The organism is Anaerotruncus sp. (genome assembly GCF_057433415.1).
Map to the genome: position 1 here is coordinate 1 of NZ_DBMDHH010000040.1, position 17712 is coordinate 17712.

Below are 17712 nucleotides of genomic sequence, written 5' to 3' on the forward strand. Positions count from 1 at the left end.
TTCGAGTCCGCCTGTGCGAGGCCGTCCTCATCGCCCGCGTCCTTCGAACTGCCCACCGAGTTGATCACCGCCAGCCCGGTCGAAAGCTCCGCGCCCGCCGGGACCTGCACCGGATTCTCCGGGGCGGGGTTCTCCTGCGGCTGCTGCGATTCACTTCCGGATGAAGCCTGCGGGCCGAAGGGGGAATACCCCTTCGGCAGATTGGAGCTGCATCCCGCCAGCAGCGAGGCCGCCAAGACGAGGCTGAGCGCCGTCGCAAAAATTCGTTTCATATCGGTTCCTCCTTCGATCGTCACCGGCCGGGCTTCGCCGCCGGCTGTAGCTTGAGGCCGTAAAATGCCCTGTCCAGTATCTCCGTGAGCCGCCGCCGCTTCTCCTCGGGAGCGCCGAGCTCCCCGAGCAGCTTGGCCGCGCGGTCGTAATAGCGTTTGGAAAGCCGGCGCGCGTCGTCCAGCCCGCCGCTCGCGCGGACCCGTTCGTCCACCTCGGCGCGCACGAGTTTCCCTCTCCGCGCGCGCTCGAGAAAGGCGGGGTCCTGTTCGAACGCCCGGATGAGCGGCAGCGTGACGACCCCCTGCTCGTAGTCCGACCGCACCGGCTTTTTGGCGGTCGCCTCGTCCGATTCAAAATCGATGCAGTCGTCGGTGAGCTGGAAGATCATGCCGATCTGCCGCCCGAGCCGCGCGTACCGGCGGATGAGCCGCTCCTCCTCTGTAAAGAAGAGCGCGCCCGCGTAAAACGCCGCCTCAAAGAGGGCGGCCGTCTTGCCCCCGATGATCTTGAGGTAGCGGTAGGCGGTCAGCTCGAGGTTGCCGTTATTGAGGTGCTGGCCCAGCTCCCCGAGGCAGATGCGCCCCACATAGTCGGGCAGCCGCAGGTCAAGGTAGCGTTCCCGGTCGCCCACCTGCGCCGCGAGCCGCAGGGAAGCGGCGAGCAGGTAGTCGCCGCAGATGACCGCCGTGCGCCTGCCGTACATGCGCTGGAGAGTGGGGATGCCGCGCCGCAGGTCGGCGTCGTCGATGACGTCGTCGTGCACGAGCGTCGCGAGGTGGAGCATCTCGACGGCGGCGGCCAGCTCCGCCGCGTCGGCGGGAATCCCGCCGTCCTCCCCCTGTGCGCAGGCGAGCAGGGCGGCGGCGCGGATCATCTTGCCCCGCGCGCCCGCGAGGTGCGCGGTATAGCTGCGGATCAGACCCGGCGAGCCGGTGAGGGCCCCGTCGATGCGTTCCTTCACCGCCTCGAACGCCGCGTCAAATCCGGGGTAGCAGGCGGCCTGGGGGCGCGCCTGATTTTGTGTCGCGTCAATCATTGTAGAGATACCACTTTCTGACAAACCTGACGTTTTTCCAGTGTTTTTTTAGGGCGGGCATGACGTAGTAGTCGAGGCCCAGCGTCCTGCCGCCGCCGATGAGCACCGCAATCGCGGCGAAGATCATCCAGAAGGTGTTGAGGTAGAGCCCCGTCGTGGTGACGAACATGAACTGCAGCACGAGCGAGGCGGCGGAGGCCGGGAAGTTGAAGAGGCCGCCGATCAGCGCGAGGCCGATGAGGATTTCAAGCACCACGATGGTGATCTGCATGAACATCTGCATCCCGTCGCTGGCAAGCACCACATGGTCGACGAACCAGTTGATAAAGGGGATGTCGATCTTGAAGGCGTAGTCCGCCAGCGTGGAATGGGCCAGGTCGGTGCCGCTGACAAGCGTCACGTCCATAAATCCGAGCAGCCGGTAGCTGAACACCGCCACGCCGCTGGCCACCGCCTCGCCGACCTCGGCGGTCGCGGTGGCGACCGCGTCGACGGCCCCGGAGGTCGCGCCCGCGACCGCGTTGACCATATCGGTCACGTTGCGCGCGCCCGCGGCGGAGAGGATCTTGTTGAAGAAGCCGGTCGCGCCGCTGAAGAAGCCGGTGAGCTGCGGGGTCTGCATCCAGCCCTCGACGATCTTCATGACGCCCTCGAACACCCAGCAGACGCCCAGCCAGACGCGCAGCGGCACGAGCAAAAAGCTCGGGGTGCGGTTGGAAAAATGCCCGCCCACAAAGCTGCGGCAGTTGCGGATGGTGAAGAACTCGTGCCTCAAATAGCTGATGACCTTGTTCCAGCCGAGCACCTGCACGAAGTAGACGACGTTGATGAAATGCTTGGTAAACATCGCCAAGAAGGAGGGCAGGCAGATCATGTGGTTGGGGGTGCCCACCTGCGCGACGCCATACCTGCCGCCGACCGACACCATGACCCCGTGGAACTTGGGACGGTAGTCCTCCAGCTCCCCCTGCCCGGTGAGCTGCACCGTCAGGTTGTGGGCGATCGTGTCGGCGCTCTGCTCGCAGTTTTCGACCATCTGCGGGACGGGGTTCTCCTCCCCCTCGGGGACGTACATGATGTTGTCGCCCGCGATGAACACGTCCTCGTGGTCGACTGCGCGCAGGTATTTGTCGGTGACGACCCGGCCGCGGCGGGCGGTTTGGAGGGCCTTGGCCGCCTCGGAGACGATGTCGCTCGACTCGATGCCCGCCGTCCAGATGACGGTGCCCGCCTGGTGGCACTCGACGGTGTCTCCCTGCTTGAGCTCGATGTAGTCCTTGCCGATGCCCGCGACGCCGGTTCCGAGCATGACCTGCACGCCCATCTTCGTGAGCCTGCGCTCCACCTTGTCGGAGAGCTTCTTCGGCAGGATGGGCACCGTGCGGTCGAGCACGTCGACGTCGAACATCGACACCTCGTCCCGGTCGATCTCGAATTTCTCGCAGAGCAGCGGCACCAGCTCGGCCAGCTCGCCCGCCATCTCGACGCCGGTGAAGCCCGCGCCGACCACATAGAAGGTCAGCAGCCTGCGGCGCTCGGCCGGGTCGGTCTCGCGCGCGGCGCGGCGGAAGACGTGGAGCAGGTGCTCGCGCAGGACGACCGCGTCGTCGTAGGACCACAGGGTATAGGAGATCTCCTCCGCGCCCGGCACGCCGAAGAAGGTCGGCTTGGAGCCGGTCGCGAGGATGAGATAGTCGTAGGGGTAGGTGCCCACGCGCCCTTCGAGCACCTTGCCGTCAAAATCGATCGAGGTGACCGTGTCAAGCACCACATGTACGTTGCGTCCCGCGAAGACCCGTTCGAGGCTGATCTTGATGCTGTCCTCATCCACGCGGTGTGCGGCGACCTCGTGCAGCTCGGTGTACATGGTGTGGAAGGGGTTTTTGTCGATGACGGTGATCTGCACGTTCTCCTGTTTTTTCAGCCGTTTCGCCAGTTTTTTGGCGGTCAGGACGCCCGCGTAGCCCGCGCCGACAATGACAATGTTTTTCAATGCTTTCATCTCCTAAATGTGAACTCCGCCAGTTCGCTCCCGGCGTGAAATCATTTGCGCTCGTTCGTTTCGCCGTCCGGGGGCATCCCCGCCGCGGCCTTCAGCAGGAAGATCTCCTCGACCGTTTCGATAAGCCGGATCGCCCGCTGGTCGACGATCTTGTAGACCATGCTCTGTCCCTGTTTGTCGCACTCAACAATCCGGTTGGCCCGCAGCAGCGTCAGGTGCTGGGAGAGCGCCGACTGGGTGATCCCCTTGAGGCGCTTGTGCAGCTGCCCGACGTTCATGGGGCCGGTCATCAAATGGCAGAGGATGACCATGCGGTTTTCGTTCGCCAGCAGCGCGCAGAGCGCCGCCGCGTCCTTCGCTGGATTCGCCATTGATTCCCCCCCGTTTTTCGTGTATAATATTAAGGAAATTAGTAATTAAGCAATTTCTAATATAATTATATCTTTGGTATTTGTCAAGTATTTATCAATGGTTTTTTGCCATTTTATATAATGTGTCCAACTTCCCCGCCATCTATTTAACAAATTACCCGATAACCGTTTTTTCCAGAGAAAGGAGGCCGTCCGGATTGGCCTACCGGGACTTGCAGGCATTCATCGCCGCGCTCGAAAAGCGCGGCGAACTCATGCGGATTTCCGCGCCCGTCTCCCCCATCCTGGAGATCACCGAAATCGCCGGCCGCGTCATGAAGCGCGGCGGCCCGGCCCTTCTCTTCGAGCGGGTCGAGGGCTCCGATTTCCCCCTGCTCATCAACGCGATGGGCTCCGACGCACGCATGGCGCTCGCGCTGGGCGCCGAAAGCCTCGACGAAATCGGCGGCGACGTGGCCCGCTACCTCGATTTCGGCAACTACACCTCCCTCGGAAACCTCGTCCGCTTCGCCCCGCGTCTCCCGCGCCTTGCCGCCTGCTTTCCCCACCGGCGCCGCCTGCGCCTTACCCGCCCGCCCTGCCAGCAGGTGATCGAGCGGGAGCCCGACCTCTCGGCGCTGCCGGTGCTCCACTGCTGGCCGCAGGACGGCGGCCGCTTCTTCACCCTGCCGCTCGTCTTCACGAAGCTGCCGGGCGCGCGGACGCAGAACTGCGGCATGTACCGGATGCAGGTGCTCGATAAGACCTCCACCGCCATGCACTGGCACAAGCACAAGGACGGCTCTGCCATCTATGAGGCGTGGCGGGCGCGGGGCGGGAAAATGCCCGTCGCGGTCGCGCTCGGCTGCGGCCCCGAGATCACCTACGCCGCGACCGCGCCGCTGCCGCCCGGTCTCGACGAGATGCTGCTCGCGGGCTTCCTGCGCAGGCGGCCCGTCGCGCTGACAAAATGCGTCTCCAGCGACCTGTGGGTGCCGCGGGACGCGCAGTTCGTGCTCGAGGGATATGTCGACACTGAGGAGCCCCCCGTGTGGGAGGGCCCGTTCGGCGACCACACCGGCTACTACTCGCTGGCCGACTGGTACCCCCGCTTCCACGTCACCTGCGTCACCCGCCGCAGGAACCCCGTCTACCCGGCGACCGTCGTGGGCAGGCCCCCGATGGAGGACTGCTATCTGGCGAAGGCCACCGAACGCATCTTCCTGCCCGTACTGAAGCTGCAGATGCCCCAGCTGTGCGACCTCTGCCTCCCCTTCGAGGGGGTGTTCCACAACTGCGCGGTCGTCTCGGTCAGAAACGACTTCCCCGGCGCGGCGCGCACCGTCATGAACGCGATGTGGGGGATGGGACAGATGCGCTACACCAAGCTGATCGTCGCGGTGGACGCGTCGGTCGACCCGCGGGACACCGGCGCGGTGCTCGCGGCGGTGCTCCAAAACGCCGATCCCGCGTCGGACTACCTCCTCTCGGACGGCCCGCTCGACGCGCTCGACCATTCGTCCGACCGCGCCCTCTACGGCGCGCGGCTGGGCGTCGACGCAACCGCGAAACCGGGCGTAACGCCCCGTCCGGGGCGTTACGCCCTCCTGCCGGTCCAAAAGCGCGCGCCGGGCGACGGCCGGGAGGCCGCGCTGGCCGCGCTCGAGGCGGAGGGCGTCTCGTTCGCCGTGGCGCTCGACGACACGGTGGACCTCGCCGACCGCTCGGAGGTGCTCTGGCGGGTCTTCAACAACATCGACGCGGGGCGCGACCTCGTGGTGAAGGACGGGAAAATCGCGCTCGACGCGACGAAAAAGCTGCCGGGGGAGGGGCTCACCCGCCCCTGGCCGGACGACATCACGATGTCGCCGGAAATGGCCGCGCGGGTGGACGCGCGGTGGGAAGAATACGGATTCTGACGTGGAGGCGCCTTCGATATGGAACTCGCTCATAAACTGATTCGGAAGCTGCGCGCCTACGGGACGCTCGTGATGTTCAGCCACACGATCTTCTCCCTCTCGTTCGGTGCCGTCGCCTTCCTCGCCGCGTCGAACGGCAGGCCGCGCCTCTGGACGGCGGCGTGGGCCGCGCTCGCCTTCCTGTCGGCGCGCACGGGGGCCAACGCCCTCAACCGCGCGGTCGACGCGAGAATCGACGCGAAAAACCCCCGCACCGCCGGACGGCAGATCCCGCGCGGCGAAATCTCCGTGCGCGAGACGGTCGCGCTTTCAGCCGCCTGCTTCGCGCTGCTCGTCGTGAGCGCCGCGATGCTGAACCCCCTCTGCCTGGTCCTCTCCCCCCTCGCCCTCCTGATGATGGCCTTCTACTCCTATACCAAGCGGTTCACCTGGCTCTGCCACCTCTTTCTGGGCGCGACCTGCGGCATCGCGCCGGTCGGCGCGTGGCTTGCGGTGACAGGGCGGTTTTCCCTGCCGCCGCTGCTGCTCGGCGCGGCCAACTGCCTGTGGACCGCTGGCTTCGACGTCATCTACGGCTGCCAGGACTATGACTTCGACCGGCAAAACGGCCTTCATTCGATCCCCGTGCGGTTCGGCGTGGCGGGCGCGCTGCATATCAGCACCGCGTTTCATGCCGCGGCGCTCGTCTGCCTCGCGGCCTTCCTCCTGCTGGAGCCGCATATGGGACTTCTCTTCGGCGCGGGGCTGCTCGCCGCCGCCGCCCTCATGGCGGTGCAGCACACAATGGTCTCCCCCCGGCGGCTCGAGGGGGTCAACGTCGCCTCCTACAGCATGAGCCAGCTCACCAGCCTCGCGCTGCTGGTCTTCGGCATCCTCGACATCTACCTCTGAAAGAAGGGCTTCTATGGAAACCTACATCATCGGGATCACCGGCGCGAGCGGGAGCGCCTACGCGCTGCGCATCTCGGACGCCCTGCTGGAAAGCGGCGCGGCCCTGCGGGTCGTCGCCACCGATACCGGCCGCCGGGTGCTGGAATATGAGACGGGCGTCTCGCTCGAACGCTGGGCCGGGGAACGCCCCAACGCCGTGCTCGAGGACAACGCCGACCTCTTCTCCCCGCTCGCGAGCGGCTCGCGGCGGTTCGCGGGGATGGTGGTCGCGCCCTGCTCGATGTCGACGCTCGGCAGGCTCGCGTGCGGCGTCACGACCGACCTGCTCACCCGGGCGGCGGACGTCATGCTCAAGCAGCGGCGGCCCCTCCTGCTGGTGCCGCGCGAAACGCCGCTCACCTCGATCCACCTGCAAAACATGCTGACGCTCAGTCAGTGCGGCGCGACGATCCTGCCCGCGATGCCCGCGTTTTACCACCGCCCCCGGACGGTCGACGACCTTGTCTCCTTCGTGGCGGGCCGGGCGCTCGACTGCCTGGGCGTTGAAAACCATCTATATCAGCGTTGGAGGGAAGAACCATGAAAAAAACCATTTTGAAGCGCGCCGCGGCCCTGTTGCTCGCGGCGCTCGCCGCGGCGGGGCTCGCCGCGTGCGGCAAACAGCCCGAGCCCGACACGCTGCGCATCGGCGTCATGTATTCGTCCGACATCATCCCGCTGGCGGTCATGAAGGACCAGAAGCTCGATGAAAAGCAGGGCGTCGTCCTCGACATGCAGGTCTTCTCCTCCGCCAAGGACCGCGACGCGGCGCTGCAGGCGGGCGAGCTCGACGGGGTGTTCACCGATTTCATCGGCGCGTGCATCTACCAGAACGCCGGGCTCGACGTGAAGATCACCGGCATGACCGACGGCGACTACCTGCTGCTCGCCGGTCCGGATTCCGGCGTCACGACGCTCGCGGACGCCGCCGGGAAATCGATCGCGATTTCGGAAAACACGCTGATCGAATACGCGCTTGACTACATCCTTACGCAGGAGGGGTACGGCGCGGACTACCTCAAAAAGGAGGTCGTTCCCCGCATCCCCGACCGCCTTGAGATGCTGCGCAGCGGCGAGGTCGACCTCTGCCTGCTGCCCGAGCCGTTCGCGACCCTCGCCCTCACCGACGGCGCCGTCGAGCTCGGCAGCGCCAACACGGCGGGGCTCTATCCCGCCGTCTCCGCCTTCACCCAGTCGGCGATCGACGGGAAGGCCGGCGCGATCAGAAAGTACTACGCCGCCTACGACGAGGCGGTCGACTACGTGAACAACACCCCCCTCTCGGAATACGAGCCGGTCGTGATCGCGGGCGCGGGCTTCCCAGAGGAGCTCGCGGGCAGAATCGAGCTGCCCGTCTTCCGCAAAAATGCGCTGCCCGACGCCGCCGTTCTCTCCGACGCGGTCGCCTGGGCCTCGGGCAAGGGGCTCTGCCCCGCTTCCCTCACCCCAGCCGACCTGCTCGGCGACCTCGGATAAGCGCGATGCTGGAAGTTGAAAACCTCACGGCGCGCTACCCGCGCGCGAGCCGCCCGGTCATCGACGGGCTCTCCTTCTCCCTCGGGGAAGGGGGGCTGCTTGCACTGCTCGGGCCGTCCGGCTGCGGCAAGACGACGCTACTGAACCTGCTGGCCGGGGTGCTCCCGCCCGCGGGCGGGAGCGTCCGCTTCTGCGGCGCGCCCCTCTCCCCGCGTGATACCGCCATCGGCCTCATCCCCCAGAGCTACGGCCTGCTCCCCTGGAAGACGGTGCGGGAGAACTGCCTTTTCTGCGCGCGGCTGCGCGGCGCGTCCGGCGAAAGGGAGCTTGACGCCCTCTGCGCGCGGCTGGGCATCGGCGGCCTGCTCGACCGCTACCCGCGCGAATTAAGCGGCGGGCAGGCGCAGCGGGCGGCGCTGGCGCGCGCGCTGCTCATGAAGCCGCGCCTGCTGCTGATGGACGAACCCTTCGCCGCGCTCGACGCGGCGGCGGCCGACCGCGCCAGACGGCTCTGTTTCGAGCTCTGGCGGGATTCGGGCGCAACGGCGGTCGTGGTGACCCACCGCCCGGAGGAGGCGCTCTACCTCGCGGGCCAGATCGCCGTCATGGGAAAGGGCGGGCGCTTTACCCGCCTCCTGGAGAACCCCTGGCAGGGCCTGCCCGAGCCGGGCGGCCCCGATTTCGAGGCGTTCTCCCACGAGCTGCGGCGGGAAATCCTGCTCGCCGCCGGAGAGGAGGCCGCGTCATGAAAAAGACGGGCGCCTTCCTGCTCGGCTTCGTGACGGTCAACCTGCTCTGGCTGGCCGCCGCCGCGCTGCTCGACACCCGCGCGCTACCCGGCCCCGCGGAGGTGTACGCCCACTTTGGGGACGTGCTCGCCGCGGGCGTCTTCCGCCACATCGGCGCGAGCCTCTGGCGGGTGTTCGCGGGGCTTTTCCTCGCGCTCGCGGTCGGGGTGCCGGTCGGCCTGCTGATGGCCGCCTCCCCCCGTTGGAACGCCCTGCTCCACCCGATCGTCTACTTCTCCTACCCCGTCCCCAAGACCGCCCTGCTGCCCGTCGCGATGCTCCTTTTCGGCCTGCGGGACGGCTCGAAGATCCTCATCATCCTGCTGACCGTCCTCTTCCAGGTGATCGTCGCCACGCGGGACGCGGCCCGGGCCGTCGACCCCGGCCTCTACCAGGTGGCCGTCAGCGCGGGGGCCTCGCGCGGCCGCCTGCTCGGACAGATCACGCTTCCCGCCGTGCTGCCCGAGCTCTTCACCAGCCTGCGCATCGGCGTGGGCACCGCGCTGGCCGTCCTCTTCATCGTCGAGGCATACGGCACCCGCGCGGGGATCGGCTACTACATCCTCGACGCATGGAGCCGCATCGACTACCTCGAAATGTACGGCGGCATCGTCGTGATCTCGGTGGTGGGCGCGGCGCTCTTTCTGGCCGTCGACCTGCTCGCGCGGCGGCTCTGCCGCTGGAAGGAGCCGTCCTGACCGGGCTCTACCGGGGATTCCACCAGCCGTTTACCCCGGTCGACTGTCATTCGCGTGCCAAACCCGACGGCTTCTGGTATCATGAACACAATTACCAAAGGAGGGGCGCGGATGGATTATAACCATATGGGGGACCTCATCAGCAGCGTTCGGAAATCGAAAAACATGACGCAGAAGGAGCTCGCCGACCTGCTGCACGTGACGGACAAGGCGGTGTCCAAATGGGAGCGCGGAATCTCCTGCCCCGACATCGGCACCCTTCCCGCGCTCGCGGACATCCTCGGGATCTCGACCGACGAGCTGCTGCGCTGCCGCGGGCAGGCTCCCGCTGAAAACCGCGGCGCGCCCACGGGGCGGGAGCTCCGCCGGACGGCCCTGTCGGTCCTCCGGGCGGTCGGACTCGCGATGGGCGTCGCCACACTGGTGCTTTCCGTGCTCGGGAAGCTGGACGGCCGGACGGCGGCCACCCTGCTGTCCATCGGCGTCACCTGCATCGGGATCGTGCAGCTGTCGGAGTAATGTTATACAGTTGGTAATATATTCTATCATTTATCCCATAAAAAGGGACGCAGCGGCAAGCCGCTGCGTCTCTTTTTTGGGGATATGAGGAGGTCAAAAGAAATCAGGCGAAGAGGTCGTTGAGCGCCTCGCTCATCGTCGGGTGGGTGAAGACTTGCCTGCCGAGCACGGTATAGTCGGCGTCGAGGTCCATCGCGAGCTTGACGATGTTGATCATCTCGTAGCTCTCCTCGCAGAAGAGCATCGCGCCCAGGATCTTGTTGGTGTCCGCGTCGACGACCGCCTTGAGCAGGCCGACGGGGTGCTTCAGCACCTGCGCCTTGGGGATGGCGGCGGCCGGCAGGGTGAGGACCTTCACATTGCGGCCCGCCTCGCGCGCCTCCCTTTCGTTGAGGCCGACGCGGGAGAAGGAGGGGTCGATGAAGACGCTGTAGGGGACGTTTTTACGCCTGGCGGCGTCATAATCGCCGCCCGAAAGCTGCGACCAGACGATCCGGAAATCGTCGAGGGAGACGTAGGTGAACTGCAAGCCGCCCACAACGTCCCCCATCGCCCAGATGTTCGGGGCGGTGGTGCGCAGCTTTTCGTCCACCTTGACCGCGCCGCGCGGAGTCAGCTCGACTCCCGCCTCGGCCGCGTTGAGGCCGTCGGTGTTGGGGCGGCGGCCGGTCGCGACGAGCACCGCGTCCGCCGCGAGCGTCTCTTCCGCGCCCTCCCGCGCGAAGGTCACCTCCGCGTGGTCGCCCGCGTCCGCGACCTTTTTGACCGCCGCGCCGATCTGGAAGGCGACGCCCTTTGCTTCGAGCGCCTTTTTGATTTCGGCGGCGATATCCGCGTCCTCGCGGGGCAGGAACACGGGCGCGCCCTCGAACACCGTGACCTGCGAGCCGAAGCCCGCGTAGATCGAGGCGAACTCGAGCCCGATGTAGCCTCCGCCGATGATCGCCAGCCGGCGGGGGAGCTTTTCAAGGTCCATAAGCCCCTCGCTCAGGTAGACGAACGGGTTCTCCCGGAGTCCCTCGATGGGCGGGACGACGGGGGTGGAGCCGGTGTTGATGAAGATCTGCTTCCCCTCGAGGACGAGCGTCTCCCCCCGGTCGGACACGACCCGCACCTGCGTCGGCGAAAGGAAGCTGCCCATGCCGTTGAAGACGGTGACGTTGGGGTTGCCGTCGAGCTTATCAAAGTTCTTTTTGCGCAGCATGGCGGTCAGGCGGCGTTTCTCCTCGATGGCGGCGGCGTAGAACGCCTGCTTCTTCTCAAAGTCCGCGTTTCGGTGCCCGTGGGAGATGCCCGAACTGCGCACCAGCGATTTGGAGGGGATGCACCCCACGTTGATGCAGGTGCCCCCATACATCCTGTCGGATTTTTCGATCATTGCGACGGTTTTTCCGCTCGCGCCGAGTTTGCCCGCGAGGGTTTTGCCCCCCTTGCCGAAACCGATTACGATTGCGTCATACTGCTTCACAAAAATGCCTTCTTTCTCAGCTCGTGTGTGGTCCGAATATCTTCCGGTCGATGTCCGCGATGGTGATCTCCCCCAGCCTGCGGCGGCAGAGCTCGTCGAGGTCGGAATAGATGTCGTCCATGATGTCCCCCATGCCGGAGGCCACCAGGCAGGCCTTCTCCCGGTCGCCCGGCTTCCAGCAGGCGGATACCAGCCGGACGTCGACCGCCTCGTCGATGCGGCGGAGGGTGACCTCCGCGGGAGCCTTGATGAAATGGTATCCCCCGTCGACCCCCTCCTTGGTGGCGACGAGGCCCGCCTTCTTCAGCTTGGCCATCACCTTGCGCACCCGCGCCGGGTTGGTGCAGATGTTTTCGGCGAGCGCCTCGCTCGAGACGGTTTCCCCCTTGTGGTTGAGATAGACCAGCGCGTGCACCGCGATGGCGAATTCACTTGTCATCTGTGTTTCCTCCTTATTGCATCCACTAACTGTAATTGTACATCATACAGTTAGCGGAATCAAGAGGCAATCTGCCGCAGCCGCCGCAGAAGCCCTCCCAGCAGGACGAGATGCACCGCCAGAAGCGCGCCGTGCAAAAGCACGGTCCTTCCGGGGGCGAGCGCGCAGGCCAGCCCGCTCTGCTGGCGGGCGAGGACGGCAAGCTGGGAGGCGCCGTAGGCTGCGGAGACGGCCATGCAGAGAAGGGGCGGCGCGCGGTTGCCGCCCAGCTTCACCAGCGCGCCCGCGGCGAGCAGGACCGCGAGGGCCGCCGCCACGCCCGCGAAGGAGAGCAGGGTGCTCAGGACGAAGTGGGTCATGCGTCCGCCTCCTCCGAAAGCGTCCGCAGGCCGTCGTCGACCATCCGGCGGAACTCCTCCGCCGTGCGCCCGCCGTAGAGCGATCCGCCAACGACGTTGCCCGCGCTGTCGAGCAGGAAGCTCTCGGGCACGGTGCCGAGGTCCTTCAGCTTGATCGCGATCAGGTCGTCGGAGGGCAGCAGCTGCAAAAACTCCGCGCCCGTCATCTCCTGGATCTGCCGGATGATCTCGACCTCTCCTTCGCTGATCGAGCCGTCCTCCGCCTGCGCGCTCGCGGCGATCCCGATAATGTTCAGGTCCGCGCGGTCATATTCCGTGTAGAGCTGCTGGAGCGCGGCCATATCCGCCACGCAGGAGTCGCAGAAGGTGCTCCACACGCTCACGAGCGTGAGACGGCTGCCCGCCAGCACCTCCTCGGTGACGACGTTGCCGTCGAGGTCCTTCGCCGCCCAGTGGGTGAAGTCGGTGGCCAGGCTCTCCCCCGACATCTTGAGCGGGTAGGGCAGGTCGGCGCGGCAGCCGGGGATCGCCTTCACCGGCAGCTCCCCGCCCGGCGGCTGGAGCGCGGGGTCCTCGGAGGAGGTCTCCCGCGGCGCGGATGCCACCTCGGCCTGTTCCGCGCTCCGCACGGGACCGGACGGCTCCGGGAGGACGGGAGCCTCCGGAGCGGGAGCCGCGCAGGCGGCGAGCAGCGCGGCCATCGCCGCCGCGCCGAGCAGGGTCATCAGTGGGTTCTTCACATCCGTTCCTCCTTATATGATACAGCTTGCCGCCCGGCCCTGAAAAAAGAGCGCCAGCAGGAGCAGAAGCGCCGCCGCGGCCAGCAGGATTTGCAGCCGTTCGCCCCGGGTCATTCGCCGGTCACCGTGCCGTACGGCCAATCCACGATGCCCCCGAAGTCATAGACGTTGGTATAGCCGAGCGCGACCAGCTTTTCGGCAGCCTGCCGGCTGCGCACCCCCGTGCGGCAGTGGACGAGAATCTCCGCATCGAGGTCGGGCAGCAGCACGGGCTGCTCGTCTCCGATCGACTCGTTCGGGACGTTGATCGAGCCTTCGATCCGCTCCGCCGCGTGCTCCCCCGGCGTGCGGACGTCGACGATGACCGCATCGGAATTGGCGTCGAGCCGCTCCTTGGCCTCCTCAGCGGTGATCTTGTGGTATTCCGCCGCCGGGGCCGCGCCGTCCGCGCTCTCCCCGGCGTCCGTTGCGGAGGCCGGTGCCTGCGGGGCGGACGGGACCTCCCCGCTCTCCCGCGCGCACGCCGTGAGCGCCGCCGCCATGAGTGCCGCGCCCAGCAGGGCCATGATGTGCTTCGCCTTCATGAGGTTCCTCCGTTCCTAACTGTAAATTTTGTTGTGTCAGTTTATACTGTAATTATATCTGTTACAGATAGTCTTGTCAACCCCCCGCGGAAAAAATATTTTCCCGGAAACGCGGACCGGGCGCGGGCGGTCAACGGCCGCCCACGCCCGGGGAGCGTCATTCAAGAATCTTCATGAGCGCGGCGATCTCCCCCAGCCTCTGCGGGATGGCGATCCCCTGCGGGCAGTGGGAGACGCACCTGCCGCAGCCGACGCAGCGGCCGGCGCGCCGCTCCTCCGGCAGCGCGTCGTAAATCGCGCGGATCGCCTTCGCGTTCTCCCGCAGCGCCCTGCCGTCCGAAGGGTCGAGCCCGACCTCGGCGGCGCAGCGGTTGTAGGCTGCGAAGACGCCGGGGATGTCGACGCCCGACGGGCAGTCCATGCAGTAGCGGCAGCCGGTGCAGGGGATGGTTCCGAGGGCGAAGTAGGCCCGCCGCGCCCGGTCGAGCGTCTCCCGCTCGGAGTCGGAGAGGGGCTCGAAGGGGGACATCGTTTCGACGTTGTCCCGCACCTGCTCAAGGGTGGACATGCCGCTCAGGACGGTCAGCACGTTGGGCAACGACGCGGCGAAGCGGATGGCCCACGACGCGGTGCTCGCGCCGGGGCGCGCCGCGCGGAGGATCTCCACCGCCTCCGGGCAGAGGGAGACGAGGTTGCCTCCCCGCACCGGCTCCATAACGATGCAGGGCAGGCCGTTTTCCTCGAGGATGCGGTACTGCCGCGCGGCGTCGAGCAGCTCCCAGTCGAGGTAGTTGAGCTGGATCTGCACGAAGTCCCATCCGCCGCGCGCGATGAGCTCCCGCAAAACCTCCGGCGTCCCGTGGAAGGAGAATCCGAGGCGGCGGATGGCCCCCGCCGCCTTCTGCGCCCGCAGGTGGTCGAGCAGGCCGGTCTTCTCGTAGACGTCGGTAAATTCCTCAACCGATTTCCCCACCGAATGGCAGAGATAGAAGTCAAAATAATCGGTGCGGCACCGTTCGAGCTGGTCGGCGAAGATCCGCTTGCCCTCGTCCAGGCTGTGGACGAGCCAGGTCGGCATCTTGCTCGCGAGGTGGTAGCTCTCGCGCGGGTATTCCGCCAGCGCCCGGCCGAGGAACGGCTCGGAATCGCCGTCGTGGTAGCGGTAGGCGGTGTCGAAATAGTTGACCCCGTGGGTATAGGCGCAGTCGATCAGCTCGCGCGCCCTCTCGAAGTCGATCTCCTGCGTGTCGGGGGAAACGCGCGGCAGGCGCATCGCCCCGAAGCCCAGCAGGGAGACTCGGTCGTCCGTTCCGCGGTATGCGCGTGTCTCCATATGGCGGCCCCTTTCCTGAGGTGATTTTTCCCGTAAGCGGCATGAACGGGCGGCCCCGAAAGCCCGCCCGGCATCCCGGAAACAGCTGTCCATGAAAGTATAGCACACCGGGGCCGCGGATACAATCCTTCCCCGCCGCGCGGGCGGAAAGGGGCGCCCCGCATGGGGCGCCCCTTTCCGCAACAATGTTTAATCCGGCTTCCTGCGGATGGAAACGGCTGCCGCTATGGCCGCGGCCGAGAGCCCCAGCAGGGCGAGCGCGAGCGCCGGCGCGGAACCGTCGCCCGTATTGGGCAGCTTCATCAGCGGGACGGGCAGGTCCCTGATGATCGTCGGATCGGCCGGGGCCACGATGTGGATGTCCGGGCCCTCGTCCGAGCCGCCGTCCCCGCCGCCTCCGCCCGGCGACTTCGACAGCACCGCCAGCGCCACGTCGCATTCCGCCGAGCTTCCGTATTTGTCCGTCAGCACGATCCGGTAGACCCCTGCGTCGCTTTTCTGCGCGTTCGGGATCGTGTAGACGTTGCCCGCGTAGTTCTCCCCCTCGAAGAGCACCTCCGACAGGGTGTCCGCGTCGAGCACCTTATACCACGCGAAGCGGTAGGGCAGCACCCCGTCCTTCGCGCTCACCGTCAATTCCGCCGTCTCCCCGACGTAGACGCTCACATCCGCACCCCATACCTCCGGGCCCGGCAGCGTCATCACCTTGAACTGCGTGCTCGCGGACGGGCGCTCCGGCGTCGCCGTATCCACCTCTTCGCTCACGCTCACGATATCCGAGAGGTCCCTGTCCGTCTCCTCCCCGCCGATCTCCCCGGCGGCCAACGCCGTCAGCGAAACCGTCAGGGCAAGCGCCGCGGCCACGAGCAGGGCGACTCCCCTTCCCAGTCCTTTCAATGCGGTCCCTCCCCTCCTCAGTTCTGGATGATCAGCTGCATCTCCGCTCCCGCGGTTCCCACCAGCTCCTGTGTGTCGGCGGTATAGGCGTAGAAGGTCGCCGTCGCCGGATAGGTCCCCTTTGCAAGCGCCCGGTCGAGCTTCGCCTCCTGAATGTGGTAGTTCGGCTCCAGCGCGCCGGAGGTGTACACCTGCTCCCCCGTGTCGTTGAGGGTGATCTCCACCACCATCAGATAGTGGTTGGCGGGGGAGTTCTCGATGCAGAGGTTTCCGGGGGAGCTCCCGTCCGGGAACTCCGGCTGGGTGTTGATCGAGATGTTGAACATCCCCTCCTCAACGATGCGGTTGAGCTCCTCGACGATCTGCTCCTCCGTCTTGCCCTCGAGCTGTCCGAGCTGCGCGTCGGCGGCCCGCGTGAGGCCCGCCGGCTGTTCCTGCGGGCGCAGCAGCAGCCAGGCGATCACGTCGACCAGGATGAGGATGACAACCGGGAAAACCCATTTGACGGCTCCGCCGTTCTTTTTCGTCTTTTCTTCCATAACGCGCTCCTATGTTCTTTTGTCGTGCCTGTACCGGGGAAAACGCCGCGCCGCGCGGCGCTTTCCCCGGCACAGGGGTCCCCTGTGCCGGTATTTTAGTTGTTTGCTTACGATTAGACAGTCGGCATCGCGATCGTATAGGTGACGGTAAATGCATCTTCCGAGGAATTCCCTGCGACCGTTTCATCCTGCGGAGCCGCCACGGCGGTCAGCGTCAGGTCGAGTTCCGTGCCGTTGATATCCGCCGCCTTGGCAACCGTGCCCCAGGAGGGATCGACGCCGCTGGCAGCCGTGGACAGATCGAGGTCCTTGATCTTCATATTGACCGTCTTGCTGGCTTTGGCCGCTTCCTTCGCAACTGTCTCAGTAGCAAGCGTCCACTCGCCGTTCGTCGCTTTCACACTCGAAACCGTGATATCTTTGAAGGAATAGTTGATGAGCTTGTACGCGCTCGGGACCGAGGTGGTGCCATCCTTGGCGACCGCAAAGGTGACCGTCATCGGGACGGTAACGCTCATCTGATAAGTCGGGACCGTCGCGCTCTTGTCAATAACCTTAAACTGGGTGTCGGCCGTACCACCATCGGTACTGACGTCGTTTGTCTTCGAGTCTACCGCCGTGCCGTCGGCATCATAGTTCTGCGCCGCGAACGCGGTCACGCCGAGGGAGAGAATCATTGCCATTGCCAGGATCGTTGCGAATACCTTTTTCATTGTTTTGACCTCCTGTTTAAATTGATTGATGGGGTTACGTGTAAATTTATGTAAAGCCATAACCTCCTTTTCCACAGGCTGCGCGCGGCTTACGACTCCACCGTCAGGAGCACTTCCGCCGCCGCCTGCCCGACTTCCGACTGGTCCTCCGGGTCGTGCGCCGTAAAGATCGCAGTCGCCTTATAGGAACCCTTCGGCAGCGCCTTGGACAGCGTGATATTCTCGATGTACTGCCCCGGCCTGATGCCTCCGGATTGATATACCGATTCGCCCGTATCGTCCAGCACGATCTGCACGGTCATGTTGTAGTGGTTGGCGGAGATGTTGTCGATATAGGCCTGCCCCTCCGCCGTCCCGTTCGGGAAGCTGATCTGGGTGTTGATCGAGATGTTGAACATCCCCTCCTCGACAATGCGGTTGAGCTCCTCGATGATCTGTTCCTCCGTCATCCCCGGGAGGATTCCCGTCGTGGCGTTCGGGTCGAAGAAATCCGCCATACCGCTTCCGCCGCGTCCGAAAAAGAACCACGCCGCCGCGCCGATCAGCACGAGCGCGGCCACGATCCCCACGGCCAGCCCGCGCCTGGATTTTTTCGGCGGGGCCGCCACCGCCGCGCCCTGCTCCGGTATCTCATTCATGGGATATCACC

At 65.9% G+C, this 17712-nt stretch carries 20 protein-coding genes and 1 pseudogene; 7 read left to right on the forward strand and 14 right to left on the reverse strand.

Annotated elements, in window-relative coordinates; translation table 11 throughout:
- The 4 genes and pseudogenes from ACZO3G_RS10770 to ACZO3G_RS10785 form a co-directional block, all read right to left on the reverse strand.
- A pseudogene (locus ACZO3G_RS10770) lies at positions 1 to 272 on the reverse strand (hypothetical protein); the annotation flags it as partial.
- Positions 273 to 292: 20 nt separating this feature from the next.
- Positions 293 to 1309, reverse strand: coding sequence for a polyprenyl synthetase family protein (locus tag ACZO3G_RS10775; protein WP_276870775.1), 1017 nt, complete (start codon positions 1307 to 1309; stop codon positions 293 to 295).
- On the reverse strand, positions 1302 to 3302 hold the full coding sequence (locus ACZO3G_RS10780; protein ID WP_417007773.1) for an NAD(P)/FAD-dependent oxidoreductase: 2001 nt from the start codon (positions 3300 to 3302) through the stop codon (positions 1302 to 1304). The genes ACZO3G_RS10775 and ACZO3G_RS10780 overlap by 8 nt, the downstream gene beginning before the upstream one ends.
- A gap of 50 nt (positions 3303 to 3352) precedes the next feature.
- Entirely contained in the window at positions 3353 to 3682 is a 330-nt protein-coding gene (locus ACZO3G_RS10785; RefSeq protein ID WP_242970865.1) for an ArsR/SmtB family transcription factor, read from the reverse strand.
- A gap of 197 nt (positions 3683 to 3879) precedes the next feature.
- Here ACZO3G_RS10785 and ACZO3G_RS10790 point away from each other — a divergent pair, with 197 nt between their 5' ends.
- The 7 genes from ACZO3G_RS10790 (at position 3880) to ACZO3G_RS10820 (ending at position 9991) form a co-directional block, all read left to right on the forward strand.
- Entirely contained in the window at positions 3880 to 5580 is a 1701-nt protein-coding gene (locus ACZO3G_RS10790; RefSeq protein ID WP_276870779.1) for a menaquinone biosynthesis decarboxylase, read from the forward strand.
- Between the two features lie 18 nt (positions 5581 to 5598).
- On the forward strand, positions 5599 to 6471 hold the full coding sequence (locus ACZO3G_RS10795; RefSeq protein ID WP_276870781.1) for a 4-hydroxybenzoate octaprenyltransferase: 873 nt from the start codon (positions 5599 to 5601) through the stop codon (positions 6469 to 6471).
- A gap of 13 nt (positions 6472 to 6484) precedes the next feature.
- On the forward strand, positions 6485 to 7054 hold the full coding sequence (locus tag ACZO3G_RS10800) for a UbiX family flavin prenyltransferase (RefSeq protein ID WP_276870783.1): 570 nt from the start codon (positions 6485 to 6487) through the stop codon (positions 7052 to 7054).
- Entirely contained in the window at positions 7051 to 7986 is a 936-nt protein-coding gene (locus tag ACZO3G_RS10805) for an ABC transporter substrate-binding protein (protein ID WP_276870784.1), read from the forward strand. Before ACZO3G_RS10800 ends, ACZO3G_RS10805 begins: the two co-directional genes overlap by 4 nt.
- Before the next feature lie 5 nt (positions 7987 to 7991).
- Complete coding sequence (locus ACZO3G_RS10810) at positions 7992 to 8735, forward strand: ATP-binding cassette domain-containing protein (protein WP_276870787.1); 744 nt, start codon at positions 7992 to 7994, stop codon at positions 8733 to 8735.
- Positions 8732 to 9472, forward strand: coding sequence for an ABC transporter permease (locus tag ACZO3G_RS10815; RefSeq protein ID WP_276870788.1), 741 nt, complete (start codon positions 8732 to 8734; stop codon positions 9470 to 9472). Before ACZO3G_RS10810 ends, ACZO3G_RS10815 begins: the two co-directional genes overlap by 4 nt.
- Positions 9473 to 9583: 111 nt before the next feature.
- A complete protein-coding gene (locus ACZO3G_RS10820) occupies positions 9584 to 9991 on the forward strand; it encodes a helix-turn-helix domain-containing protein (protein ID WP_276870790.1) in 408 nt (135 codons plus the stop codon).
- A 103-nt stretch (positions 9992 to 10094) separates the two neighbouring features.
- On the opposite strand, the gene ACZO3G_RS10825 is transcribed toward ACZO3G_RS10820, so the two are convergent.
- The 10 genes from ACZO3G_RS10825 to ACZO3G_RS10870 all read right to left on the reverse strand — a co-directional run bounded on the left by ACZO3G_RS10825 (position 10095) and on the right by ACZO3G_RS10870 (position 17701).
- Positions 10095 to 11459 (reverse strand): FAD-dependent oxidoreductase, encoded by a 1365-nt coding sequence (locus tag ACZO3G_RS10825; protein WP_101552009.1) that lies wholly within the window; start codon positions 11457 to 11459, stop codon positions 10095 to 10097.
- Positions 11460 to 11475: 16 nt separating this feature from the next.
- On the reverse strand, positions 11476 to 11898 hold the full coding sequence (locus tag ACZO3G_RS10830) for an RrF2 family transcriptional regulator (RefSeq protein WP_101552011.1): 423 nt from the start codon (positions 11896 to 11898) through the stop codon (positions 11476 to 11478).
- Between the two features lie 59 nt (positions 11899 to 11957).
- Entirely contained in the window at positions 11958 to 12257 is a 300-nt protein-coding gene (locus ACZO3G_RS10835) for a hypothetical protein (RefSeq protein WP_101552013.1), read from the reverse strand.
- Positions 12254 to 12997: a TlpA disulfide reductase family protein gene (locus ACZO3G_RS10840; protein ID WP_276870793.1), complete on the reverse strand. Its 744-nt coding sequence runs from the start codon at positions 12995 to 12997 to the stop codon at positions 12254 to 12256. The genes ACZO3G_RS10835 and ACZO3G_RS10840 overlap by 4 nt, the downstream gene beginning before the upstream one ends.
- Positions 12998 to 13107: 110 nt before the next feature.
- Positions 13108 to 13581 (reverse strand): rhodanese-like domain-containing protein, encoded by a 474-nt coding sequence (locus tag ACZO3G_RS10845; RefSeq protein WP_276870795.1) that lies wholly within the window; start codon positions 13579 to 13581, stop codon positions 13108 to 13110.
- Positions 13582 to 13738: 157 nt separating this feature from the next.
- Positions 13739 to 14914 (reverse strand): aldo/keto reductase, encoded by a 1176-nt coding sequence (locus ACZO3G_RS10850; RefSeq protein WP_276870798.1) that lies wholly within the window; start codon positions 14912 to 14914, stop codon positions 13739 to 13741.
- Positions 14915 to 15103: 189 nt separating this feature from the next.
- Entirely contained in the window at positions 15104 to 15811 is a 708-nt protein-coding gene (locus tag ACZO3G_RS10855) for an immunoglobulin domain-containing protein (protein WP_276870800.1), read from the reverse strand.
- Positions 15812 to 15828: 17 nt separating this feature from the next.
- Positions 15829 to 16350 (reverse strand): hypothetical protein, encoded by a 522-nt coding sequence (locus ACZO3G_RS10860; RefSeq protein WP_276870803.1) that lies wholly within the window; start codon positions 16348 to 16350, stop codon positions 15829 to 15831.
- A gap of 113 nt (positions 16351 to 16463) precedes the next feature.
- Positions 16464 to 17063, reverse strand: a complete 600-nt coding sequence (locus tag ACZO3G_RS10865; protein ID WP_276870806.1) for a hypothetical protein — start codon at positions 17061 to 17063, stop codon at positions 16464 to 16466.
- 89 nt (positions 17064 to 17152) lie between these two features.
- The gene (locus ACZO3G_RS10870) at positions 17153 to 17701 is read right to left on the reverse strand and encodes a flagellar basal body-associated FliL family protein (protein WP_276870808.1); all 549 of its coding nucleotides are present in this window, start codon (positions 17699 to 17701) and stop codon (positions 17153 to 17155) included.
- Between the last annotated feature and the right edge of the window lie 11 nt (positions 17702 to 17712).